20 protein-coding genes are annotated in these 23,690 nt (G+C 69.1%); 5 read left to right on the plus strand and 15 right to left on the minus strand.

From position 1 onward, the window contains the following. Positions 1-9: 9 nt before the first annotated feature. The 5 genes from AB0I34_RS16680 to AB0I34_RS16700 form a co-directional block, all read right to left on the minus strand. Positions 10-1,368: an APC family permease gene (locus tag AB0I34_RS16680; protein ID WP_360445809.1), complete on the minus strand. Its 1,359-nt coding sequence runs from the start codon at positions 1,366-1,368 to the stop codon at positions 10-12. Between the two features lie 68 nt (positions 1,369-1,436). Then, on the minus strand, positions 1,437-3,884 hold the full coding sequence (locus AB0I34_RS16685; protein WP_360445811.1) for a glycoside hydrolase family 2 protein: 2,448 nt from the start codon (positions 3,882-3,884) through the stop codon (positions 1,437-1,439). A 71-nt stretch (positions 3,885-3,955) separates the two neighbouring features. Continuing rightward, positions 3,956-4,564, minus strand: coding sequence for an SGNH/GDSL hydrolase family protein (locus tag AB0I34_RS16690; protein WP_360445813.1), 609 nt, complete (start codon positions 4,562-4,564; stop codon positions 3,956-3,958). A gap of 10 nt (positions 4,565-4,574) precedes the next feature. After that, positions 4,575-5,672 (minus strand): Gfo/Idh/MocA family oxidoreductase, encoded by a 1,098-nt coding sequence (locus tag AB0I34_RS16695; protein ID WP_360445814.1) that lies wholly within the window; start codon positions 5,670-5,672, stop codon positions 4,575-4,577. 76 nt (positions 5,673-5,748) lie between these two features. After that, on the minus strand, positions 5,749-6,498 hold the full coding sequence (locus AB0I34_RS16700) for a sugar phosphate isomerase/epimerase (RefSeq protein WP_360445816.1): 750 nt from the start codon (positions 6,496-6,498) through the stop codon (positions 5,749-5,751). Positions 6,499-6,800: 302 nt separating this feature from the next. Here AB0I34_RS16700 and AB0I34_RS16705 point away from each other — a divergent pair, with 302 nt between their 5' ends. Continuing rightward, positions 6,801-7,814 (plus strand): LacI family DNA-binding transcriptional regulator, encoded by a 1,014-nt coding sequence (locus AB0I34_RS16705; protein WP_360445818.1) that lies wholly within the window; start codon positions 6,801-6,803, stop codon positions 7,812-7,814. Here the strand turns inward: AB0I34_RS16705 and AB0I34_RS16710 are convergent. From AB0I34_RS16710 to AB0I34_RS16720, 3 genes are all read right to left on the minus strand, one after another. Further along, a complete protein-coding gene (locus AB0I34_RS16710; RefSeq protein WP_360445820.1) occupies positions 7,811-9,904 on the minus strand; it encodes a molybdopterin-dependent oxidoreductase in 2,094 nt (697 codons plus the stop codon). The genes AB0I34_RS16705 and AB0I34_RS16710 overlap by 4 nt on opposite strands. A 35-nt stretch (positions 9,905-9,939) precedes the next feature. Continuing rightward, complete coding sequence (locus tag AB0I34_RS16715; protein WP_360445822.1) at positions 9,940-10,452, minus strand: AAA family ATPase; 513 nt, start codon at positions 10,450-10,452, stop codon at positions 9,940-9,942. 91 nt (positions 10,453-10,543) lie between these two features. Beyond that, positions 10,544-11,143, minus strand: a complete 600-nt coding sequence (locus tag AB0I34_RS16720) for a TetR family transcriptional regulator C-terminal domain-containing protein (protein WP_360445824.1) — start codon at positions 11,141-11,143, stop codon at positions 10,544-10,546. Positions 11,144-11,222: 79 nt separating this feature from the next. On the opposite strand from AB0I34_RS16720, the gene AB0I34_RS16725 reads away from it, so the two are divergent. From AB0I34_RS16725 to AB0I34_RS16735, 3 genes are read left to right on the plus strand one after another with little or no spacing between them, the layout of a single operon-like run. Further along, entirely contained in the window at positions 11,223-11,789 is a 567-nt protein-coding gene (locus AB0I34_RS16725) for a 2TM domain-containing protein (RefSeq protein ID WP_360445826.1), read from the plus strand. Between the two features lie 40 nt (positions 11,790-11,829). After that, positions 11,830-12,471, plus strand: a complete 642-nt coding sequence (locus tag AB0I34_RS16730) for a Pr6Pr family membrane protein (protein ID WP_360445828.1) — start codon at positions 11,830-11,832, stop codon at positions 12,469-12,471. Positions 12,472-12,475: 4 nt separating this feature from the next. Then, positions 12,476-13,126: a hypothetical protein gene (locus tag AB0I34_RS16735; RefSeq protein WP_360445830.1), complete on the plus strand. Its 651-nt coding sequence runs from the start codon at positions 12,476-12,478 to the stop codon at positions 13,124-13,126. A gap of 191 nt (positions 13,127-13,317) precedes the next feature. Here AB0I34_RS16735 and AB0I34_RS16740 read toward each other — a convergent pair whose 3' ends face one another. Further along, complete coding sequence (locus AB0I34_RS16740) at positions 13,318-13,893, minus strand: transglycosylase family protein (protein WP_360445832.1); 576 nt, start codon at positions 13,891-13,893, stop codon at positions 13,318-13,320. 344 nt (positions 13,894-14,237) lie between these two features. Next, positions 14,238-14,774, minus strand: a complete 537-nt coding sequence (locus AB0I34_RS16745) for a DUF5946 family protein (RefSeq protein WP_360445834.1) — start codon at positions 14,772-14,774, stop codon at positions 14,238-14,240. A gap of 99 nt (positions 14,775-14,873) precedes the next feature. Between AB0I34_RS16745 and AB0I34_RS16750 the strand changes: the two genes are divergently transcribed. Beyond that, positions 14,874-15,473 (plus strand): response regulator transcription factor, encoded by a 600-nt coding sequence (locus tag AB0I34_RS16750; RefSeq protein ID WP_360445836.1) that lies wholly within the window; start codon positions 14,874-14,876, stop codon positions 15,471-15,473. Here AB0I34_RS16750 and AB0I34_RS16755 read toward each other — a convergent pair. From AB0I34_RS16755 to lanKC, 5 genes are all read right to left on the minus strand, one after another. After that, a complete protein-coding gene (locus AB0I34_RS16755; RefSeq protein WP_360445838.1) occupies positions 15,452-17,140 on the minus strand; it encodes an ABC transporter ATP-binding protein in 1,689 nt (562 codons plus the stop codon). The two genes, AB0I34_RS16750 and AB0I34_RS16755, sit on opposite strands and share 22 nt — an antisense overlap. Further along, positions 17,137-18,789, minus strand: coding sequence for an ABC transporter ATP-binding protein (locus tag AB0I34_RS16760; RefSeq protein ID WP_360445840.1), 1,653 nt, complete (start codon positions 18,787-18,789; stop codon positions 17,137-17,139). The genes AB0I34_RS16755 and AB0I34_RS16760 overlap by 4 nt, the downstream gene beginning before the upstream one ends. Further along, positions 18,786-20,711 carry a prolyl oligopeptidase family serine peptidase gene (locus tag AB0I34_RS16765; RefSeq protein WP_360445842.1) on the minus strand — a complete coding sequence of 642 codons (1,926 nt, stop codon included), beginning with the start codon at positions 20,709-20,711 and terminating at the stop codon, positions 18,786-18,788. Before AB0I34_RS16765 ends, AB0I34_RS16760 begins: the two co-directional genes overlap by 4 nt. Before the next feature lie 155 nt (positions 20,712-20,866). Further along, positions 20,867-21,004 (minus strand): SapB/AmfS family lanthipeptide, encoded by a 138-nt coding sequence (locus AB0I34_RS16770; protein ID WP_130387812.1) that lies wholly within the window; start codon positions 21,002-21,004, stop codon positions 20,867-20,869. A 3-nt stretch (positions 21,005-21,007) separates the two neighbouring features. Further along, on the minus strand, positions 21,008-23,584 hold the full coding sequence (gene lanKC / locus AB0I34_RS16775; RefSeq protein ID WP_360445844.1) for a class III lanthionine synthetase LanKC: 2,577 nt from the start codon (positions 23,582-23,584) through the stop codon (positions 21,008-21,010). Positions 23,585-23,690 lie beyond the last annotated feature (106 nt).

Here is a 23,690-nt window from a genome sequence, read left to right on the forward strand (position 1 = left end):
GGCGTTGTGTCACTGCCTGCCTTCCCCCTCGGCCGGTGGCTTCATCGAGAACATGATCGCCGCCCCGATCACCAGCACCACGGCGACAACGATCAGAGGACCGGCGCCCACGTCGATCACCGACAGCACCAGTACTCCCACGAACGACGCGGCCGCCACTACCGGCACGACCACCCGTTGCAGTATGCGCCCGCTCCACTGCCCGGCGAAGTACACCGGTACGGCGGCCGCTGTCGCCAGGTAGTACAGCGACACCAGCAGGGACACGGCAGCGACGGAATCGGCCAGTACGTCGTCCGACGTCAAGACGAGGGACGCATACACGACCACGCTGGTTCCCGCGAACACCCAGGTCGACACGGTCGGCGTCTGGTAGCGGGAGGAGATCCGGGCGAACTGGCCCGGGAACGCGTCCCGCCGGGCCATCGACAGCATCGTCCGCGCGGTCGGCAGGATCGTCGTCTGCGTCGACGCCAGCGCCGACACCAGGACCGCGGCGACCAAGAGTTTCCCGCCGGCGGTCCCGAGCAGCTCGTTCGACAGCACGGCGAAGAAGTCGTCGTCCGCGATGTCCCCGAGCGCAGCGGACCCGGCGTACGCGACCGCGGCCCACGCGACCACGACGTACAGGACGACCAGGAATCCATTCGCGATGAGGGCGGCGATCGCCGGGGTGCGGCGCGGATCGCGGGTCTCCTCGTTGGTGCTGAAGGAGGAGTCCCAGCCCCAGTAGACGAAGATCGCGACCAGGACCGCGGCGACCCAGGAGCCATCGCCGGTCTCCGCGAACGCCGGGATGCTGACCGTGCCGGCCTCGAGGAAGGCGTTGACGGCGAACCAGAGCAGCGCGAGTACTTCGATCGTCAGCAAGATGAACTGTGTGGTCGCGGCGATCCGGATACCGCGGTAGGCGAGCCCCGCCATCAGCAGGATGAACACGACGCCCAGCCCGGCCTTGGCGAGGCGGGAGTCGGCGGCGCCGTCCAGACCGAGTAGCAGGTAGGTGTAGATGGCAGCGACCTGCGCGAGGTTGCTCATCACCAGCAGGCACGCCATCACGGTGGTCCAGCCGACCATTCGCCCGACGCCGATGCCGAACGCCTTCTCCGTCCAGGGGAACGTCGTACCGCAGTCCGGCTCGGCCCGGTTGAGCTCGCGGAAGCACAGCACGACCAGGAACACCGGGATCGCGCTCACCGCGAGGACCACGGGTGCCGCGGCCCCGACGTACCCGGCCAGCAGGCCGACCGACACCGCCAGCGAGTACGCCGGAGCGGTCGAAGCGATGCCGATCGCGGTGGACGAGCCGAGGCCCAGGGCATCCTTGCGCAGGCTCCGGCCGCGTGATCGCGAGTCTGTGATGGTCATGGCGACATCAACTGTCGCACGCCCACAAGCTCACGCCACGCAGGCCGGTCATTCCATGGTCAAGTAAGTCAGCTCACCAGGTCGTTCGCGGACCGCAGCACCGGTACGCCGACCTGCGCCGGCGCTGCCGCACCCGTCACGTGGAAGGTGTGGCTCTCGCCCGCGGACAGCGTGACCAGGCACGAGTCCACCCGCGCGGCCGGGTCCAGCCGGTCCGGGAACAAGGCCAGGTCCTTCGCCAGTGCGGCAGCCGTGACGGTCACGTCGTACCCGTCCTCGGTCGGGGTGACCGAGGCCGCGTACGCGTCTCCGGACAGCCGCAGCGCGGTGTCCTCGACGAAGTACCAGTACGCCGTCGACCCGTCGCCGCCGCGCACCTCGAGGTACTCACCGGCAGCATCACCCGGTACGGCGACCGATGCGGGCAGCGAGCTGAGTGTCGCCGACCGCGGCTGGACCTCGAGCACGAACGTCTCCCGTGCCAGCACCTCGCTGCCGACGGCGGTCGACCTGCGGGTGACCGTGACCTCGGTGCTCCACGCGACGTCAGAGTCGTTGTGCGCGGCAACGACCAGTTCGTTGTCCCGCGGCTGGACGGTCAGCAGGCGTTCGGAGTACACGCGCTTCAAGGCGAACCACAGCGGCTTGCGGATGCCGTGGCCGTCGACCGCTGCCCACGAGACGACCGGCCAGTTGTCGTTCAGCTGCCACACGATCGCGCCGGTGTTCAGCGGGAACAGGCTGCGGAAGTGCTCGATGCCGTAGATGATCGCGCGCGCCTGGTTGAGCTGGGTCGTCCAGTGCCAGTCGTCGATGTTCTTCCACTTCGGCAGATGGTCGCCGAGTCCGCGCTCCAGCTTGAGGTTGCCCTCGAACGCCTTCTGGTGCACGAGCATCTGCCGGCCGTACGGATCCATCGGCTCGTCGTGCACCACCGAGACCAGCGTCGACCAGGCCGGCGGCCCCTGGAAGCCGAACTCCGACACGAACCGCGGCTTGTACTTGCGGTACGTCGTGTAGTCCACCTGGTTCCACACATCCCAGATGTGCATGGTCCCGTTGCGCTCGTCGTTCGGGTGGATGAAGTGGTCGTACGAGTACGGGCTGCCTTGCGAGTACGGCGTTCGCGGGTCGAGCTCGGCGACGATCCCGGGCAGCAGGTCGAAGTAGTACCCCTCACCCCACGCGCGCCCGGCGAGCGGCGCCCGCCAGCCCCACTCGACGTACCCCCAGATGTTCTCGTTGTTGCCGTTCCACACCGCGAGGCTGGCGTGCCGGCTGAGCCGGGTCACCGCCTGCCGCGCCTCGGCCTCCACCTCGCTGCGCATCGGCTCGTCTTCGGAGTACGCCGCGCACGCGAACAGGAAGTCCTGCCAGACCAGCAGGCCCTGCTCGTCACAGATGTCGTAGAAGTCTTCGCTCTCGTAGATCCCGCCACCCCAGACCCGCAGCAGGTTCATGCCCGCGTCCAGCGCGTCCTGCAGGCTGGTCTCGTACGTCGCCCTGTTCAGCCGGGTGACGAAGGCGTCGTCGGGGATCCAGTTGGCGCCACGCACGAAGATCGGCTTGTCGTTCACGGACAGCACGAACGGCCCACCATCCTTGTCCGGGGCAACGTTCAACGTGATCGTCCGGAAGCCGACCCGACCCCGCCAGCTGTCCTGGTCGTCCAGCGCCACCGCCACGTCGTACAGCGGCTGCTTGCCGTAGCCTCGCGGCCACCACGCGTCGACCGACTCGACCGTCGAGGTGAGCTCCACGGTTCCGGTGCCAGCGGCAACCTTCTCCGAGACGGTCGTCCCGCCGACCTCGACGGTGACGGTAGCGCCTTCGGTCGCGCCGTCCGCCCAGGCCAGCGCGACGTGCGTGGTCAGTACGCCGCGGTCGCCGTCGAGCCCGGCCAACGGGCGGACCGAGTCGATCCGAACGTCCGACCACGACTCGAGCCGGATCGGCCGCCAGATGCCGGCCGTCGCGACATCCGGTCCCCAGTCCCAGCCGAAGTTGCTGGCCATCTTGCGGATCGCGTTGTACGGATGGTGGTTCGTGTGCGGCCACAGTCCGAGCGATTCGGCCAGCTCCTCGGCCGTCCGCACCGGCCCGGCGAAGTCGATGACCAGCTCGTTGCCCTCGGCCACCAGCAGTCCGGTGACGTCGAACCGGTAGCCCCGGTGCTGGTTGCAGGTCCTGCCCAGCTCCGTCCCGTTCAGTGTCACGGTCGCCGCGGTGTCCAGCCCGTCGGCCACCAATTCCTGGACCGCGTGGTCGTCGGCCGCCCAGTCGAAGGTGGTCCGGTAGCTCCAGTCGGCCCGGCCGATCCAGGCCAGTTCGCCCTCGTTGTCACCGTCGAACGGATCCGGGATGAGTCCGGCGGCGAGGAGGTCGGTGTGCACCTCGCCCGGGACTGTGGCGGCGACCGGTGTGCGGATCCCCTCGGGCACCGGCCCGGCGGCCGCGCGCACGGTCCAGGCGGCGCCGCCTTCAGTGGTCAGCGGGACTGTCTTGAGCGATGTCACAGCAGCTCTCCAAAGTGAACCGGTTTAGTTCCGTTGAAAAACCGCTCCCCAGGGAATGGGGAGCGGTGGTCTCAGTCTTCGAGGACGGTCTTGCGCCACAGGTCGGCGATGGCGCGATGCCCGGCGGTGGACGGGTGCACGCCGTCGTGCGCCAGGGTGGCCGCGCCGACGGTCCTGGCCTGGCGGTTCAGCTCCACGTCGGCCGGCACGAGGATGGCGCCGTACTCGACGGCGAGCTTGCGGACGACGTCGAGCTTGGGGTCGAGGTCCTCCCGCCAGCCCTCCTGCCCGTCCTTCACCGGCATCAGGAACGGCTCGACCAGCACGACCGGGCAGGTGAGCGGATCCAGCAACGCCCGGTACGACGTCTCGAACGACTCGGCCGTCGTCGGGTCGAACTTGTCGTACCGCCGCCAGGTGTCATTGATGCCGATCATGATCGACACCAGCGAGGGGTCGTGGGCCAGCACATCGGCGGACCAGCGGCCGACCAGGTCGGCGGCCCGGTTGCCGCTGATGCCGGCGTTGACGATCCGCGGCCGGCGTGGGCCGAGGTCGTCGTACAGGTTGCGCACGTAGCCGCCGCCGAGCCCGTCCGGGTCGGTACGGCGGCCGCAGTCAGTGACCGAGTCCCCGGCGAACACGACGGTCCGCCGGGGATCGAGAAGGATCGTGGTCACAGTGCCGGACTCACAGGGTCGCCGCGGTGACGTCCCAGTCGTCCGGCAGGATCGCCGCGACCTCGACCGTGCTCTTCACGTCGACGAACGCACCGGAGTCGATCGACTCGGTGATGGAGGCCATCACGTCGACGATGTGGAACGCCAGCGCCCCGGTCGCGCGATGCGGCCGGTCGGCCCGGATCGCCCGCGCCATCTCGAGTACGCCGGTGCCGCGCTGCGCCACCGCCTTCGTCTCGGCGATGGTCTCCCAGTCGTCACTGCCCCGACGGCGGATCTTGATCGCACCGTCGAACCCGTTCGGGTCCGGTACGGCGAGAGTCGCGTCAGCGCCGGTGATCTCGACGAACCCGCCCCGCGACAGCGGCGAGTCGAAGCTGAAGATGCTCTGCGACGACTGCCCCGACTCGAACCGCGCGATCGTGCTGACGTGCGTCGGCACGGTCACGTCGAAGTCGGTGCCGGCCAGCGGACCGGAGCCGATCGTGCGCTTCTCCCGCGACTTCGAGCCGATCCCGGCGACGGCCGCGACCGGACCGAACAGCTGCACCAGCGTGGTCAGGTAGTACGGGCCGATGTCCCACAGCGGGCCTGCGCCCTCCTGGAACAGGAACGCCGGGTTCGGGTGCCAGGACTCCGGGCCGGGCGACTGCATCAGGGTCAGCGCGGTCATCGGCTGCCCGATGTCACCGCGCTCGATGATGCGGCGAGACTCCTGCAGGCCAGGACCCAGGATGGTGTCGGGTGCACAGCCCAGCCGCACACCCGCGTCCTGCGCCGTCGCCAGCAGCTTCAGGCCGCTGTCCTGGTCCAGCGAGAACGGCTTCTCGCTCCACACGTGCTTGCCCGCGGCAACCGCTGCCAGCGCCACCTCGACGTGCGCGATCGGGATGGTCAGGTTGACCACGATCTCGACGTCCGGGTGGTTCAGGACCGCCTCGGGACCGCCGTGGGTCTCGATGCCGTACTGCTCGGCCTTCTCCTTCGCCGCCTCCGGCCGAAGGTCGCCGATGGCGTGCACCTTCAGGTCGGGGAAGCTCTGCATGCTCTTGATATAGGCGTCGGAGATCACCCCGGCGCCGATCACACCTACACCAACGGCACTCATCGTCGTCCTCGCTTCGCTCCGGGCGCCGATGAGGCACGAGGCACACTGTGTTTGATGATGAACTCGCTTCGCTCCTTCATGCAGGCGCGCCCTCTCCCGTGAGGAACTTGTAGCTGCCTTCCACCGCGTCGAAGATCTCGCCGGTGAAGTCGTCGAGCTCTACCACCCGCAGCGCGTTCGGTGCGGCGGCCAGGATCTCCCGGACCGCGATGCTGCCGTCGCCGACCGCCACCTGGGCCTTGTTGTTCAGGGTGCCGTCGCCGTCCTTGACGTGAATCGCCTTCACCCGGTCGCCGAGCCTGGCCAGCAGTGCGGTGACATCGGCGCCACCGACGGCGGCCCAATAGGTGTCCACCTCGAGGATCACCTCGTCGGACAGGTTGTCCGCGAGGATCTCCAGCCCGTGCACGCCGTCGATCTTCGACTCGAGCTCGAACTGGTGGTTGTGGTAGCCGACCGTGATGCCGTGGTCGGCGGCCTCGACCGCAGCCTTGTTCAGACCCTCGGCGATGGCCTTGATGTCGTCGGCCGCCTGCCAGCGGGCCGGGTCGGTGTGCGGGTCGATCACGGTGGTGATGCCGAGCCGCTTCGCCGCGGCGTAGATCGGGCCGCTCTCGTCGCGGAGCAGGCCGGCGTGCGTGGTGGGTGCCGACAGTCCGTACTTGGGCAGCGCCTCGGCCAGGCGGTCCGCGAAGTTCGTTACACCGAAGGGCTCGACCTTGGTGTAGCCGATCTGCGCGATGTGGGCCAGGGTGGCGTCGAAGTCCTCCTCGAGCTTGCCCCGGACCGTGTACAACTGGAGGGACAGGTTGTCCACTGCGACCATGGTTTCTCCTCGTCGCCGGCGGCTCACCCGCTGCCCTGGGGTCGTCGCCGACTTGATTGCCGAACCGGTTAAGTAACGACGGCAACGGTATCCCACCCGGGCCTGCCCACACCACCCTCCGCCCAACCACTGGGCGGTCACTATCCCCACGCCCCACCGGTCCGCGGTTCCTTTGAATGGACAAGGATTTGATCAAACAGTCACCCTCCGCGCCTGAGTGGTGACACGGTGTGGAAAGCGGCGCACACTGAAGGATTCCGGACCGACCGTCAGCGGTCCGGCCGCCCTTCGAGGAGGCCGTTGTGCCCCGAGTCACGATCAAAGAGATCGCCCGCCGCGCGGGCGTCTCCCAAGGCGCGGTGTCGTATGCGCTGAACAATCAGCCGGGCGTCTCCGAGGCCACCCGGGCGCGGGTCCTGAAGGTCGCGGAAGAGCTGGAGTGGGTGCCCAACCGGGCCGCGCGCCAGCTGTCCGCGGCGCGGAGCGAGACCTTCGGGCTCGTCCTCGCGAGGACCGCGAAGACCCTGACCGAGGAACCGTTCTACATGGGCTTCGTGGGTGGCGTGGAGTCCGTGCTCGCACAGAAGTCGTACGCGCTCGCCCTGCAGGTGGTGGCGGACCTGGACGAAGAGCTGGCGACGTACCGGAAGTGGGCCGCGGAACGCCGGGTCGACGGCGTGATCGTGGTCGACCTGCGGGTCGCCGATCCGCGCATCCCCTTGCTCCGCAAGCTCGGGCTGCCGGCCGTGCTGGTCGCCGATCCGGAGCTGGCCGACGGGATGCCGTGTGTCTGGACCGACGGTACGGCGGCGATGAACGCGGCGCTCGACCATGTCGCGTCGCTCGGTCACCGCGTGGTCGCCCGCGTCGCCGGACCACCGCAGTACGGCGATGTCTGGATCCGCGACCGTGCGTACGCGACGGCGGGCCGGCGGCTCGGCCTCGACGTCCGGGTCGTGCACACCGATTTCTCCGCCGACGAGGGTGCCGCGGCGACGCGCGACCTGCTGGCCGCCGCGAACCGGCCGACCGCGATCATCTACGACAACGACCTGATGGCGGTGGCCGGTCTGGCCGTCGTGCACGGTCTGGGGTCGCGCTCACCCGACGACGTCACCCTGGTCGCCTGGGACGACTCGACCCTGTGCCGGATCACGCACCCGACGTTGACGGCGATGAGCCACAACATCATCGGATATGGCGCCGAGGTGACCAACCGGCTGCTCGACCTGCTCAACGGGGCCCGCCCACAGGCGCACCTCTACTCCACACCCTTGCTGATCGTCCGCGACAGCTCCGGCCCACCGCCGGTCTAGCCGGCCGTCACCGTCACCGGTACGCCGTTGACCGCGGCGGTGCCGGCCACGGTGTCGGTGAGCCCGGCGTCCGTGACGTCGTTCGCGCTCGCTCCCGCGACCTGACTCGCAACCGTGAGCCGGACACCCGGCCGGCCGTGCCCGAAGCCGTGCGGCAAGCTGACCACACCCGGCATGATGTCGTTGCTCGCAGCAACCTCCACGGAGACCGACCCGGCCGCCGACGCCACCGTGACCAGCTGGCCGTCCTTCAGATCGCGCTCGGCCAGATCCGCCGGGTTCATCAGCAACTGGTGCCGCGGCCGCCCCTTCACCAACCGGGCCGAGTTGTGCATCCACGAGTTGTTGTTGCGCAGATGCCGCCGTCCGATCAGCAACAGCCCGCCGTCGTCGAGAGCGACCAGCGACTCGAGCCGCGGCAGGTCGTCCAGGATCATCGACTGGGCCAGGTCGATCCGCTTGCTCTTGCCCCGGAGTGCTCCGGGCAGCGCCGGCTGGAGCGGGCCGAGGTCGACTCCACCCGGCGACTTCCGCAGCTTCCGCAGCGACAACCGGTACGGCCCGATCCGCAGTCCGAGGTCGACGATCCGTCGCGGCGACATCCGCAGTCGCGCCATCACCTCCACCTTCCGCCGGCTCCACGGCGTACGGCGTACCAAGGCCAGGCCGAGGTCGCGGAAGATCTCCCAGTCGTGCCGGGCCTCGGGCGGCTTGGGCAGTACGGCGTCGTTCCAGCGAGCCGTGTTGCGGACCGCGAGCTGGTGGAAGATCACGTCGTAGTGGTCGCGCTCCAGCGGCGGCGCGGGCGGCAGGATCACGTCCGCGTGCCGGGTGGTCTCGTTGATGTAGGGGTCGACCGCGACCATGAAGTCGAGCGTGTCCAGGGCCTCGTCCAGGCGCCGGCCGCTCGGGGTGGACAGCACCGGATTGCCGGCGACCGTCACCATCGCCCGGATCCTGCCGTCGCCCGGCGTCAGCATCTCCTCGGCCATCGTCGACACCGGCAGCTCGCCGCCGAACTCGGGCAGCCCGCGGACCCGGCTCTTCCACAGCCCCACGTGACCGCGGCCCAGGCCGAGCAGCGCGTTCACCGCAGGCCGCGGGAACATCGTCCCGCCCGGCCGGTCGAGGTTGCCGGTGATGATGTTGAGCACCTGGATCGCCCACTGGCAGATCGCGCCGAACTGTTGCGTCGACACCCCGACCCGCCCGTAGCAGGCGGCCCGGTCCGCGGTCGCGAACTCGGTCGCGATCCGCCGGATCACGTCCGCGTCGATCCCGGTGATGGCGGCTGCCCGCTCCGGGGTCCACGGCACGACCGCTGCCTTGACCGCCGCGAACCCGTCGACGTATGACGCCGGCCGCGCGTGACCGTCGGCGATGACCTGGTGAATGAGCGCGAGCAGGAACGCCGCGTCGGTGCCTGGCCGGACGAAGTGGTGCTCGTCGGCAACCGCGGCTGTCTCGGTCCGGCGCGGGTCGATCACCACGACCCTGCCGCCGCGCTGACGCAGGTCCTTGAGCCGTCGGCCGAAGCCGGGCGCGGTCATCATGCTGCCGTTCGACGCGAGCGGGTTGGCGCCGAGCATCAGCAGGTACGACGTCCGGTCGATGTCCGGCACCGCGACCATCAGCTGGTGTCCGTACAGCAGGTACGACGCGAGCATGTGCGGAAGCTGATCGATCGATGTGGCACTGAACCGGTTCCGGGTCCGGAGCTGCCGGATCATCGTCGGCAGGTGAGTCAGCGCGCCCAGGCTGTGCACGTTCGGGTTGCCGAGGTAGACACCGACCGAGTTCCGGCCGTGCTCGCGCTGGATCTCGGTCAGCTTCTCGACGACCAGCTCGTACGCCGCGTCCCAGCCGATCTCCTGCCAGCCGTCGGCAGTACGTCGTACTGGCGTGGTCAGCCGATCCGGGTCCTCCTGGAGATCGGGGAGCGCGACGGCCTTCGGGCAGATGTGACCGCGGGAGAGCGGGTCGGATTCGTCGCCCCGGATGTCGGTGACCCGGCCGTCGTCGACCGTCACGAGCACGCCGCAGATCGCTTCACACAGGTTGCAGGAGGTCCGCCGTACTGTGGTCGCCATCCAGCCAAACTACCCCTGGGTAGCCTGTCCGGTCATCACTCGAAGCGCGCCTCGTCCAGGCGGCCGAGGATCGCGTCGACGGTCTCGCCGGCGGACAGATCGGAGTTGTCCAGCCACAACCCGCGCCGCGGACTGAACGCGTGCAGCTCGTAGTCGAGCTCGTCGACCAGGTGATAAGCCCCGCCGAGCCGGCTGGAGATCACCTCGGGTCGCGGCGTGAGAACGACGAGATAGCGCGGCCGGGTCTGGATCCCGTCCAGGAACTCGCGCAGCAGTTCACCGATCACCACGTCCTGCAGGACCACGGTGAAACCGGCCTGCGCGTACCCGTCGGCGGCCTGGCAGGCGAGCCGGTACCGGAGCTGGAGTTGCCGCTGGGCCTCGGCCATGTCGTCGGCCATCGAGGCCTGCCCGCTGACGATCATCCGGCGGAATACGTCACCCCGGAGATGGACGCCGTACTGGAATCTCTCGGCCAGTAATTGGGAAACCGTCGACTTCCCGGCCGCCATGATCCCACTGACGACGATCACCCCCTCGGACTCCATGCGGTGATCGTGCCACGCGGCGCAAGGTTTTAGTCCGGTCTCGCCGAATCTTGTCTGTGTTCGGACAGAAAAGCTTCGTGTGCAAGGGGTTTCAGGCAAGCAGTGTCTCGAGGTGGTGCCGGAGGAGCTGCCGGATCCGGGCCGGTGTGGTCCGGCCGGGCTGGATGGCCGAGTGCAGGGCCAGACCGTCGATCAGGGCGTGCAGAAGCTCGGCCTCGCGGCGCAGATCCAGACCCTCCCGGAGACTGCCGGCCTCGGACAGGGATCGGAGCAGCGACTCGCAGAGTCGGCGCAAGCCGTCGTGCACCGCGTCGACGTGTCCGTGCAAGGCGCCGGCCCCGGACTCGGCCTGGGCCTGGGCCATGAACGCCAGCCAGACGTCGAACTCGGCCCGCCGCTCGGCGTCGAGGGGAAGGGCCTCCTCCAGGTAGCGCAGCGCGATCGTCAGAGCGCTTCCTTTGACGTCCAGTGCGCTGATCCGCTGGTCGACCCGGCGCGCCACCAGGTCCATCGCGAAGCTGAGCAGACCCTCCTGGTCGGGGAAGTAGTAGCGGACGGCACCGGGTGACCAGCCGGCCTCGGCGGCGACGGTCCGGACCGAGGCGGCGCGGACGCCGTCGCGGCGGACCACCCGCCAGAGGGCCTGAGCGATCTCCTCGCGGCGGACGTCGTGGTCGACGATCTTCGGCATGTGCCCTTTTTAGCACAGTCGTGTTACATTCGTTCACAACACAGTCGTACTAATAAACGTCTCGGGAGGGTGAACCACTGTGCTGCTCGCTGTGATCGCCGCGTGTGAGGTCGGGTTCTGGGTCCTGCTCGCCGCCGGCCTCGCGGCGCGCTATCTGCTCCGGCTGCCGAAGGCCGGCCTGGTCCTGCTGGCGGCGGTGCCGCTGGTCGACATGGTCCTGCTGGTTGCCAGCGTGATCGACATCCATCGCGGCGGCGAGCCGTCGTTCAAGCACTCGCTGGCCGCGATCTTCATCGGCGTCAGCGTCGGCTTCGGCCACCAGACGCTCCAGTGGGCGGACAAGTGGGCCGCGCACTACCTGGGTGGCGCGCCGCGGCCGGTCAAGCCGCCGAGGCGCGGGCCTGAGCGGGCCCGCCGCGAGCGCGCCGGCTGGTATCGCCACCTGCTCGCGTATGTCGTAGCCGTCGGCATCATGATCGCCCTCGGCCTGCTCTCCGGGCAGGGGTACGACGCTGCCCTCGCCCCGGCGTGGACGTGGACCATCGTGCTCGTGATCGATGCCATCGTCTCGTTCAGCTACAGCTTCCAGGGCGCCGACGCGTCCGCCGGCCAGGAGCAGGCGCCGCGCGAGAAGCAGTCCGTCTGAGATCCCCGGCTCCGCCGTCCGGCCGTCGTAGATTGCGGGCATGACGACGACCGGGCGGGTCTGGGCCGGGGGCACCGCATTCGCCGTGGCGGCCGGCATCGTGGTGCAGCTGTTCGTGACGGCGAACGGGACCGAGGGGTTCTTCCGGGACAATCCGGAGCGGGTGTTCAACGTGTTCGCGTACTTCACGATCCAGTCGAACCTGCTGCTGGGGGCAACGGTTCTGCTACTGGCGCTGCAGCCGGACCGGCCGCAGGGGACCTTGTTCAAGACGTTGCGGCTGAATGGTGTGCTGTGCATCGCCGTGACCGGGATCGTCTACCACTTGGTGCTGGCCGGGCAGGACGATCTGTCCGGGTGGGCATCGGTGGCGAACCTGCTGCTGCACACGGCGACGCCGATCCTCGGCGTCCTCGGATGGCTGCTGTTCGGCCCGCGCGGCGTGGTGGATCAGCGGATCGTGGGGTGGTCGATCGTGTACCCCCTGCTGTGGCTGGTCTTCACACTGGTCCGCGGTGAGTTCGTCGGTTTCTACCCGTATCCGTTCGTGGACGTCGGCGAGCACGGGTACGCCCGGGTGCTGCTGAACTGTCTGCTGGTCGCGGTACTCTTCCTGGCTCTGGCGGCCGGAGCATCCTTCCTGGATCGCCGCCTGCACCGGAAGACAACCGTCGAAAGGTAGACCCGTGCTGGTGACCTCGCGCTCGTACGCCGAGTACGAAGCGATGTTCGACCTGAGAGAACTCCCTGACTCCGTGCTCGACTGCTGTGCGGGCGGTGCGAGCTTCACCGCGGAGGCCGCCGCGCGTGGCGTCGACGCGATCGCGGCCGATCCGGCGTACGAGCTGGAGCCGTCGGAGCTCGTCGACACCGTTCGGCGCAGCCTGCCCGCGACCGCGGGGATCGTGGATGAGCACCACGGGAGCTTCGTCTGGCACTGGTACGGATCGCCGGAGCGGAAGGACCAGTACAGGATCGAGGCGGCCGACCGGTTCCTGCAGGACGTGTCGGTGGCGCCCGAGCGCTACATCGCGGCCGGGCTGCCGGAGCTTCCGTTCGGCGACCGGCGGTTCGACCTGGTGCTGTGCTCGCACCTGCTGTTCACGTGGGCGGACAAGTACGACCGCGACTGGCACCTGGCGGCTCTGCGTGAACTGATCCGGGTGAGCAACGGCGAAGTGCGCATCTTCCCGCTCGTGCTGCAGGGCGACGGCGAGCCGGTGCCGTTCCTGCCGGAGATCCTGGACGAGCTGGGCGGCATCACCTGGGAGACCCGCAAGGTGCCGTACGAGTTCCAGGTCGGTGCCAACGAGATGCTGGTCATCACCCGGACCTGACAGGGCATCTGAGAACCCTCTGACCAACTGGCGTCTGGTGCTCCCCACCCGTCGCGATCACGGATGAGTTGCGCACTAACCCGCCACGATGGGTGGGGAGCGCCAGACGCCAGGGACGCGGAGGACCCGGCCAGGCGGTGGGAGGACGGTCCACCACCGCCCGGCCGGATGGAGCGGCGTGTGGAGCCAGGTCAGCGGAGGAAGCGGCCGCAGACCGGCCACGGGGACGCGCCGCGCTGGGCGTACAGCTTCTTCGCGCGCATCAACTGCTCGGCCGCCGATGCCTTGGCCGGGCTGCCGGAGCCGCCGACGCTGCGCCACGTCTGCCGGTCGAACTGGAACAGCCCGTAGTACCCGGCCGGGTTGACGGCCCGCGGGTTCCCACTGGATTCGCAGTTGGCGACCTTCGCCCAGGCGCCGCTGAGGTTCGCGCGGCCGCTGGTCGACCGACGGTCCTCGGAGCGGCTGGACTTCACCTTGCGCTCGGTCTTGCGGACCTTCCTGGTCTCGACCTTCTTGGTCGTCACCCGCTTCGGAGCGGCGGCCTTCGTCACGCCGTCCAGCGTCAGGGTCTGCCCGATCAGGATCAGATCGGGGTCCTTCAGGTTGTTGATCCTGGCCAGCTGATGCCAGTCGGCGCCGTTGGCCTGCGCGATCTCGGAGAGGGTGTCGCCGGGCTTGACCGTGTAGTCGGTCGCAAACGCCGCACCGGCGCCGGCGGCGGTGATGCCGGCCCCGAGACCGGCGATCGTGAGGGTCCGTGCCACCCGGCGGGTACTTCGCCGGGGGCGCGCATGTCGAGCTTTGGACATCGGAATTGCGCTCCTCGTGAGCTTGGGCATGGTGGAACTCACCAGACCCCCCGTGCAGGGGAGGGGGCACTCGGTCAGGTCACAGGACAGCGACCGAATGATCACGCCACGGTAACGACGCAACGCCTGTCATCCTGTGCGACCTCGGCGCGGAGCGCAAGACCATCCGGGGAATCTGCCCCGGTTTTTTCTGGCCTTTGAGGTAGTGAAAGTCCAACAACAGAACGGTTTCCGGCCCGACCCGCCGAGGTTTTAGGGTCGCTGGAAAGGGGTATCCGAGGCTCGGAACCGACCGGTTTCTAGCGCCGGAAACAGCGTTCCGGGACCAGCTCGACGGTCAGCTTCCGGACCACATCCTGGACGTCGTCCGGCCAGGAATCCCACACCTGTCCGGCCCACATGATGAGCATCGACTCCACCTCCTCGACCCCACCTGCGGTCAGGACGTCGTACGCCGTGAGCCGGCCGACCGTCGCGGGTGGGGTGAGCACCGGCCAGTCGTCGTACGAGTTGGCCATGATGCCGTGCGCCGTGCGGACGTCGAGGTTGCCCGAACCGCGCTCGAGGTACATGTAAAGCCCGTTGAGCGCGAACACCGGCCCGATCGGCGGAGCCCCGGGGAGGACGTGCTGGCCGCCGTACGCGTCGATCCGCAGTTGGTGCAGGTGGCCGAGCCTGGCCTGGTGCTCGATCTCGAAGCCGAGCAGCTGACCGGACACCTCCAGGCATTCGGGGGATGCGTTGTTCTTCGCCTCGCCCGGCCAGTCCGAGCGCGGGAGATCGGCGCCGCAGCCCGGGCAGCGGCGGGATTCGTGCGTGTCATCCGGCGGGTTCACTCGTTGATCGAAGCACGGGCCCCGCCGTCCGGCAGCTGGATTTCGCCGCCGCGGTGGTGGACCGGCGGATGAGGCGACGGAAGGGTATGGGGGCAAGCGGTGATCCGAGTGGCTCTCGGCCATCGCGGCACGTTGGTGCGTGGTGCACTGGCCGCGGTGCTGGCAAGGGAGAACGATCTGGACGTGGTGGCCGAGCTGGATCGCTCGGAGGACGTCCTACAGGTGGCTGGGCGACGGCCGCACGTCGTACTGCTCGACCCACAGCTGCCCGGGCGGATCCGGATCGAGGAGCTGTGCCGGAAGCTGGCAGGCCGCGGTGTGCTGGTGCTGATCGAGCACGAGGCCGTCGCCGCGACCAGCATCGCGCTGGTGAAGCAGGCGCCGCGGATCGGGCTGATCGCGACGGATGTCACCCCTGACCAGTTGGTGCAGGCGGTCCGGGACGTCGCGAAGGGGCTACCGGTCGTCGACGTGCGGCTCGCGGTCGCGGCGTTGAAGGCCGGCGACAACCCGTTGACCGATCGCGAGTGCGAGGTGCTGCGCCAGGTCACCACGGGTGCGACGGCGCAAGAAGTTGCCCGGACCCTCAGTCTGAGCGCCGGCACCGTGCGGAACTACCTGTCCCGCATCCTGGCGAAGACCGGCTCGCGCAGCCGGATCGAGGCGATCCGCAAGGCTCAGGACGCCGGCTGGATCTGACTCCGGTTCTGGGTCGTGGCCGGTGCCCAGCTGCCGTGAAGGTCGCGGTACATGCGGGACTTGCGCATCAGGCTGACGTGCGTGCCCAGGGTTGCCTGGTTGCCGTCGAGGACCAGGATGCGGCGGGCGCGGAGCGCCGAGCTGATGCGGTGCGCGATGACGATGAGCGTGCCCTCGCGTTTGGCGAACGCCTCCTCGGCGACGCGCTCGGCTTCCGGATCCAGGAAGCACGTCGCCTCGTCGAGTACGACGAGCGGCGCGGGGGACAGGTACGCGCGGACCAGTGCGATCAACTGCCGTTCGCCTGCGGACAGCTCGCCCGGTCTGACGTCGGCGGTGAGTCCACCGATCCGCTCGATCAGCGCGGCCGCACCGATCGCATCGACCGCGTCCGCCACCTGCGGTGTTGTTGCGTTCGGCAACAGATAGGTCAGGTTGTCCAGCACGGTCCCATTGAAGACGTAGGCCTCCTGCGGGATCAGCACCCGCGTGGCCGGCGTCACCCTGGCCGGTCGTACGCCGCCCAGGAGCACCTGCCCGCTCGTGGGTGTCAGCATCCCGCACACCAGCCCGGCCAGCGTGGACTTCCCGATCCCGCTCGGTCCGACGACCGCCAGATGCTCACCTTCGGGAATGGTCAGGTCGAGCTTGTCCAGCACAGGCTCGGCGTTCGGGCCGTAGGCGAAGCTCAGCCCGCGCAGGCGGACGTCGAAACCGGTGGGGCTGTCTGCGCGACGGGGCTGCCCTACCGCGGGGGAGGTGTCCAGGATCCGGCCGAGGGTGATGACGTACCGCAGACCGCTGTCGCCCAGCGCGCCCATCACTGTGTTGAGCGCCGGCTGCAACCCGATCAGCACGTAGGTCAGGCCGCCGAGCAAGGTGCCCGTGCTCACGCCACGTCCGACCAGCCAGGGTCCGGTGGCGAGCAAGATCAGCAGCGGTAGCCACCCACCGACCGCGAAGCACAGCGTCCGGAGCGCCGCGACCTTGGCGAGTGCACGCTCGGCCGCGGCATGCGCCTCGATCGGTTCGCCCACCAAACGTCCGGCGAACTCCTCGGTCCCGGCCGCCGCGACGTCCCGCACCCCGCCGAACACCATCCCGGCCGACGCTGCGAGATCCTCATCCGCCTGCAACGACGCCCGAACTCGATCCGCTGCCATCCCCAACACAGCCAACGACAACGCGAAGCCGAGCAGGAACGGCGGTACGACGAACGCCGCCACCAACGGCGCCAGCGACAAGAGGCCGGTCAGCACGCCGAACAACGTGACGGCGAAACTGCGGATGACCAGGACCAACCCGGCGAACGTGTCCCGAACGATCTCGACCTGCCGGTTCAACCGCGCCACGGCACTGTCGTCCCCGGTCTGCAGTGCGCCGGCGACAACGCGTCGTACCAGGTCGTCCCTGACGGGCTCGACCAGATCCCCGAGGCGGCCGTACACCTGGCGTGCGCCGGTCGCCCCCAGACAAGCCGTCGCGACCAGTCCGCCGAGCCAGGCGATGCCCTGCCAGACGTGGCCGGCGAGGAAGTTGTCGGTCGCGTGGGCGACCGCGATGCCGTAGATCGCGGTCGGCAGGATCTCCGGAATCGACCAGGCGATCAGCCTGGTCGTATCCCGCCTCCGCAGCGCCGCGGCGCCGTAGCTCAGTTCGCGCTTCATCCGAAGACTTCGCGGTAGGACGTGTGCTGCCACAGGTCGGCGTGTGGGCCGATGGCGCGGACGCGACCGTGGTCGAGCCAGACGACAAGGTCGGCACGGGCCGCCGTGCCTGGGCGGTGGGTGACGATGAGGCGGGTCCGGTGGTGGCGGTCCTCGGTGAGGGTCCGGCTGATCTGCCGCTCGGTGGCCGTGTCCAGGCTGGAGGTCGCGTCGTCGAGTACCAGCAGACGGTCCGCCGACCAGGCTCGGGCGAGGCCGAGCCGTTGCCGCTCACCACCGGACATCGGTGCCTTGCGCAACGACGTGAAGTACCCGTCGGGCAGCCGGCTGACGAAGTCGTGCGCGTGGGTGGCTCGGGCCGCGGCCAGCGTGCGGACCGGGCTGATCGTCTCGGGCGCGATCGCGTCGCCGATGGTCCGGCCGACCAGTTGCGGACGTTCGAAGGCGCAACCGACCGCGCTGCGCAGAGCCTGCCGGCTGACGGCCCGCAGCGGTACGCCGTCCAGCGACACCTGGCCGGTCGACGGGTCGCGCAGCCTCGCGGCGACCGCGGCCAGCACCGACTTGCCGGCGCCGCTCGGACCGACCACGGCGACGGTCGCACCGCCGGGAAGGTCGAGATTCACGTTGTCCAGCAGGACATTGCCGCCCGCGATCACGCTGACGCCGTGGAACGTCAGGCGGCCGGTTCCCTTCGGCAGTGCGAGCGTGCCGTGCGCGACCGACTCGATCGCGAGCACCTCGCCGGCCCGATGCACACCGGCCTTGGCGCGGGCGATCTCCCCGATCACACCGGTCAGGTTGCCGAGGCCGGCGCCGAGTACGGCGTACTGGGACGCGGCGAACAGTTCGCCCGCGGTGATCCGGCCGGACGCGAGCTGGAGCCCACCCACGGCCAGTACGGCGACGAGTACGAGCGGACCCACGATCGCGGCTTGTGCGCCGGAGCGGGCCAGGATGCGCCAAGTGACGACGCCGTGCTTGTGCAACTCGGGCAGGAGACCGAGGATGCGGCGTTCCTCGCGGGCCGTCGTACCGGCGGCGGCGATCGTGCGGATGCCGGTGAGCGACTCGGACAGCAGTGCGGCGATCCGGCCCTGGGCCTCCTGGTAGGCGAGGCTGACGTCGGCGGTGCGCTTCGCAAACGTCCACAGGACGAGGACCACGAGCAGTACGCCGCCAAAGAACGCCGCGGCGAGCCACGGGTCGATCACTGCGAGCAGGACCAGACTGCCCACAGGCGGAGCGATCGCGGCGATCGCGGTCACCGTGGCCGGGCCGGCTTGGGCGGCGTCGGTGGCGTTGGCGGAGACGCGGGTGACGAGGTCGCCGGTGTCGAACCTGCGGGTTCCCTCCGGGCCGCCGTGCACGATCTGTCTGACCAGGCGATGCCGCAACCAGGCGGTCGTCTCGGCGACACAGGCTGCGCCGACGAAGGCGTCGACGATGCTGGCGGCGATGCCGAGGCCGATCACTCCGGCGGCCGCGATCAGCCAACGGGTGTAGCCGTCTCCCGCCACGATCGAGTCGACCGAACGGCCGAGGATCGTCGGCAGGGCAAGGGTGACGCCGCTGCCGATCAGTGCGTTGAGACCGATCACCGGCAGCCAGCCACGGCTGTGCTTGGCGACCTCTCCGAAGGTGATCATGACGCCAGGCCGGTCTGGCCGGCGACGAACGCCAGCATGTCAGCGGCCAGGCTGATGCCTCCGGTCGCGTGGCCCGCGTCGGCTTCGAGGCGCAGCAACACCGGACGCTCGCCCGCGGTCGCGTGCTGGAGGGCCGCACACATCTTCCTCGCGTGCAAGGGATCCACGCGTGTGTCGTTCCCGAAGGCCGTCAGGAGAACGGCCGGGTACTTCAGGCCTTCGGCGACGCGATGGTACGGCGAATAGGACAGCAAGTTCCTGAACTGGCCGGGATCCGACGCGGACCCGAACTCTGGCACCCAGCGCTCGCCGAGACCCGACAACTCGTACCTCGCCATGTCCGTCAGCGGTGCCGAGCAGACGGCGGCCGCGAACAGCTCCGGGCGCTGGGTGAGCGCAGCGGCGACGAGCAGGCCGCCGTTGGACTCGCCACACGCTGCGAGCTGATCGGCGGTGGTCCAACCGGTCGCGATCAGGTGCTCGGCGGCCGCGATGAAGTCGTCGAAGACCTGCTGCTTCTGCTCCAGGATCCCGGCCCAGTGGGATGCTTCGCCGCGCTCGCCGCCGCCGCGGACGGTAGCGGTCACGAAGACACCGCCCGCCTCGACCCAGGCGAGCGTGAACGCGGAGTACGTCGGGGTGAGCGATCGGCCGAAACCGCCGTACCCGTAGAGGATCGTGGGTCGCGGTCCGTTGATCCCGGGCTTGGCGATCGCGAGGAGCGAGAGCTCGGTGCCGTCGGGCGAGGTGTAGGTGAGGCGGTGCGACTCGGCGTCCGCGACCACGCCAGGTGCGTGCGACCAGAGCGTCGTACCGCCGGTCGTGGCGTCGTAGCAGTAGACGGCCGACGGGGTGACGCTGTCGGTGTAGGCGAACCAGGCTTGGGTGCCGCCGTCCGGTCGCGTGGTCAGGGAGCCTACGGACCCTGGGAGTTCGACGGAGCCGATGCGCGTGCCTGTTGCGCGGTCGTGGATCGTGATCCGGTCGGTGTGGCTGACGAGGATGTGGTCATCGAGGATCGCGAGACCGGTCAGTGGTGCGCAGGGATCGATGAAGTCGTCCCAGCTCGAGGGGTCCTTGGGGTCGCCGATGCAGATGCGGCCGGTCGGCGCGGTGCGGGTGGTGACGACGTACAGACGACCGTCGGGACCCACCGTCATGACCGTGAGGGCGTCGATGTCCTGCTGCACGGGGGTGGGTGGTTCGTCCGTGGCAAGGTCGGCGAGCCAGAGGTCGTTCGCGGTCCCGCGGGAGGCGGAGATCGTCAGCCAGCGACCGTCATGGCTGAGCTCGAGCCCGTACGACGCTTCGGTCGCGAGGATCGTGGTGTCGTCGGGGTCGTTCAGGTGGTGATGGCGTACCTGGCGGAAACGCACGTAGTAGAAGGACTTTCCGTCCGGGAGCCACGCAATCGGGGAGTACCGGCAACCGTCGATCGGGCCGTCCACGAGCTGACCGGTGGTCACGTCGAGGACGTACAGGACGGACTGCTCGGTGCCGCCTTGTGAGACCTGGAAGGCGAGGAGGTTGCCATCCGACGACGGCTGCCAGCCGTCCAGAGTGGTGCGCCCGCTGGGGTCGAGCTGCAGCGGATCGAGGAGGACGCGCTCGTCGACGTACAGGATCGGGTGCTGTCGGCCCGGATCGCGGCGGAGTGTGAAGCAGCGGTCGCCGCGCCAGCTGGGAACGGAGACCGTGCCGACGTTCGAGAGGGCCTTCACTCTGGTGCGGAACCGGAACCGGTTCGTCAGCGTGGCGGCATGATTCAGCCACAGCTGGTCCTGCTCCGCCTGCCACCGCTGGGTCTCGCCGGACTCGGAGTCCTCGAGCCAGCGGTACGGATCCGCGACGGAACAGCCGTGCACCTGCTCCACGAGCGGAGTCCGCTCGGCGCATGGATAGGACTGCACGGAAGTACCCAACACTCCACTCCTTCCGTCCGGCACAACACCAGCCGCCCGGCGACCGAGGCGAGTCGGTCACCGGTGATCGGGTCGGGCCGTGCCCTGCGGCACGGCCGAAGGCAGTTCGGCCCTGGGTGAGGTATGCCGCCCACCCAGGGCCTCAGAACCACCGATCAGTGGCAGAGCAGAAGGCTCAGGTTGCTCGGGGTCTGCGAAGCGCAGCCCAGCACGGTCAGCGTGGAGCCGCCGTGGTGGTGGCCGCCGTGGCCGTAGCCCGGGGTCTCCAGACCCTGAAGGTCGAGAAGTGCCATGTTTTACACCTCCTTCGGTGCAGATCGTCGGGATGGAGACTCGGACCACTGGGGAGGTCCGAGGAACGGGAGGGACGCCGGCGCGTCGTGCAGCGCCGTTCCCAGGGCCAGCAGTACGCCGGCCGACCCGGTCGCCAGGTCCATCGACAGACGGAGCAACTGGTTGCCGGGGTACGCGAGACCGCCTTGGTACGGCATCGCGTGCCAGCCGAGCCCGTACACCAGGTCGTCGACCGTCGCCTGCTCCTCGCCGAGTGAGGCGGCTGTGAGCAGCAGACCGGCGCGACCCATGAACAGACCGGGCTGGACGTAGTAGGAGCAATGCGTCACCCGCTGGAGCTCAGCGAGCGTCGCCGCGAGCTCCGCGGAGGGACGGTGGCGCAGATACCGCTCGAGGACGAGGGCAACGCCGGCCGAACCTTCTTCGAGGTACGGCAGGGTCCGCCAACCCTGGTCCACCTGCCGCATCCCATCCGGGGTGAGGGTGGTACGTCGGAGGTCCTGCCTGATGGCGATCTCGGCCAGGTCGAGCAGCCCGGTGTCGCCCAGCTGCTCGAACGCTTCCAGGAACAAGAGCGCCGGACCGGACGATCCGTGCATCAAACCGGCCCGCGTCTGCTGTCCGCCGCTGACCTCGGGTACGTCGGTGACGTCGCCGAGCCGGTCAGCGACGAGGTCGAGCACGCGGACCGCCTTCGCCCGAAGGGCCGGCTCGGTGTCGAAGTGCAGGAGACTGAGCCCGATGCCGGCCAGACCGGAGTGCAACCCGAGCTCGCGGGAGCTCCAGTCGTCGGCGAGCGTGCGCTCGACCAGATCCAGTGCGTCCTGGCGGTACCCGAGCTCGTCGAGGACGTGCGCGACACCGTGCAGACCGTCGTACAAGCCGGGACCGGTCTCCGTGTCCACGGCCCGCTTGCGCAGCCAGTCGTCGTACTCCGGGAAGCGGCCGGCGCCGGTCGTGGCGAGTGCGTACAGGACGCCCGCGGCGCCGGTGGCGAGGTCGATGCCGCCGCCGTCGCGGAACTGCGCGATGTCGCCGGGGAACAGCCGGTCGGTGCGTTCGGGGGTCGCGCTCGCGACGATGGATCGGGTCAGTGCCTCGCGGACCTCGGGCCACTCGGCCTCGCCGGGGAGGGCCAGGTCGACCATCTCGGGATCGTGCGTGGCCTTCGGTCCGACAATGATGCGGACGGCTTCCTCAATGGTTGCCTTGGGCACCGGAAACGTCTCGGTGATCATGTCGGCGAGCTGGAATGCCTTGCCGGGATGGAGATTCAGCAGGATCGTTGCCTGCGGCGCGTAGACGCCGAGCGCGATACAGGCCAGCGCGTAGCGGTCGACGTCGACGCCCTGGCGATCGCCGGGAGCTGCGTAGCCAGGATGCGCGAGCGTCGAGCGGGCCTTGTCCTCGGCGCGAGTCGCGACCTCGAAGTCGATCAGCGTGAGCCGGCCGTTGGCGTCGAGCAGGACGTTGTCCGGGTGCAGGTCGCAGAACACGACTCCGCGCTCATGCAGCTGACCGACCGCTTCTGCGACCCTGCCGACCAAATGTGCGGCCCACTCGGCGTACTCCGCCTTGTCCGCCTCGGACGCATCCGGGTGCGTCAGCGGATACCGCCGTACCAGCTCTCGTTGCAGTGACACCGAGTCGATGTGCTCCTGCACGAGGAAGTGATGCTCACCGAGCTGGAGGTAGTCGTGCAGCTTCGGTACGACGTCCAGGCCGTCGAGCTGCTCGAGGATGTCCTTCTCGTGGGCGATCCGCGCGACCGCATCTCGGCCGGCCATGTCCAGACCGGCGTACGGACGGCCTTCCTTGAGAACAACGCGGTCACCGGTCTCGTTGTGGTGGCCGAGGTACACGCCGCCGCCGTTGGAGAACTGGATGACGCCGTCGATCGTGTACGCGAGGTCGTTGGTGGTGACGGCGTTGCGCGCGTCGAGCTGCGGCTGCAGGAAGTCCGGCAACGTCACCCACGAGGGCAGCGCGAACGTCGGGCCCCGATGGTCCGGGACTAGCCGGCCCTGGTCGTCCTCGAGCGCCAGCACGCGCTCGCCGGCCGGCGACAGACAGAACCTGATGACGAAGGCGCCGTACCGGACGAACAGCGGACCCTCGCCGTAGCGCAGATCGCTCAGGATATAAGGGCCTTCGACGCCGTGGAGGATCCCGTCGAGCTCCTTGAGAACGAGCTCGAGCTGTGCTTCGTCGATCGGGTAGATCGTCACGAGCTTGCCACTCGATCCGCGCGGAGCGGCCTTCGAGTTGACCATCACGAGGACGGGCTCGTTGCGGAGGAACTTGAACGCGATGCCGCGCGGGACGCAGTACTCCCAGACGGCCTCGAGCGTCCGTTCGACATCCGCGAGCCGGGCCGACACGTGGATCTTCCAGCCCTGCGCGGGAAGCTCCAGCCCGTCCGGCGCGTAGTGCATCCAGGTCTCCCCGGGCACATGCCGCCACCCGTCCGGTACCGCCCTGCCGGACAGGGCGAAGTCCGGGTGCTGGGCACCACGGTTGGCCGGCGTCTCGTAGAACGTCCGGTCCGCAAGGCAGTAGAACTCGTAACTCTCGTGCATGACTGTCCGACCCCCTCTCGTGGTGCCCCGCACATCTTGGACACCCGGACAGGGGCTGGCGTAGTGCACGATGTCATCACTCTCGTGTGAAGAATCCACACACTAC

The organism is Kribbella sp. NPDC050281 (assembly GCF_040655855.1).
Taxonomy (GTDB): Bacteria; Actinomycetota; Actinomycetes; order Propionibacteriales; family Kribbellaceae; genus Kribbella.

Coding starts and splice junctions, on each gene's coding strand:
- AB0I34_RS16680 (WP_360445809.1), bottom strand. CDS start 1,368: ATGACCATCACAGACTCGCGATCACGCGGCCGGAGCCTGCGCAAGGAT.
- AB0I34_RS16695 (WP_360445814.1), bottom strand. CDS start 5,672: ATGAGTGCCGTTGGTGTAGGTGTGATCGGCGCCGGGGTGATCTCCGAC.
- AB0I34_RS16700 (WP_360445816.1), bottom strand. CDS start 6,498: ATGGTCGCAGTGGACAACCTGTCCCTCCAGTTGTACACGGTCCGGGGC.
- AB0I34_RS16710 (WP_360445820.1), bottom strand. CDS start 9,904: ATGGCGACCACAGTACGGCGGACCTCCTGCAACCTGTGTGAAGCGATC.
- AB0I34_RS16715 (WP_360445822.1), bottom strand. CDS start 10,452: ATGGAGTCCGAGGGGGTGATCGTCGTCAGTGGGATCATGGCGGCCGGG.
- AB0I34_RS16720 (WP_360445824.1), bottom strand. CDS start 11,143: ATGCCGAAGATCGTCGACCACGACGTCCGCCGCGAGGAGATCGCTCAG.
- AB0I34_RS16730 (WP_360445828.1), top strand. CDS start 11,830: ATGACGACGACCGGGCGGGTCTGGGCCGGGGGCACCGCATTCGCCGTG.
- AB0I34_RS16755 (WP_360445838.1), bottom strand. CDS start 17,140: ATGAAGCGCGAACTGAGCTACGGCGCCGCGGCGCTGCGGAGGCGGGAT.
- AB0I34_RS16760 (WP_360445840.1), bottom strand. CDS start 18,789: ATGATCACCTTCGGAGAGGTCGCCAAGCACAGCCGTGGCTGGCTGCCG.
- AB0I34_RS16770 (WP_130387812.1), bottom strand. CDS start 21,004: ATGGCACTTCTCGACCTTCAGGGTCTGGAGACCCCGGGCTACGGCCAC.
- lanKC (WP_360445844.1), bottom strand. CDS start 23,584: ATGCACGAGAGTTACGAGTTCTACTGCCTTGCGGACCGGACGTTCTAC.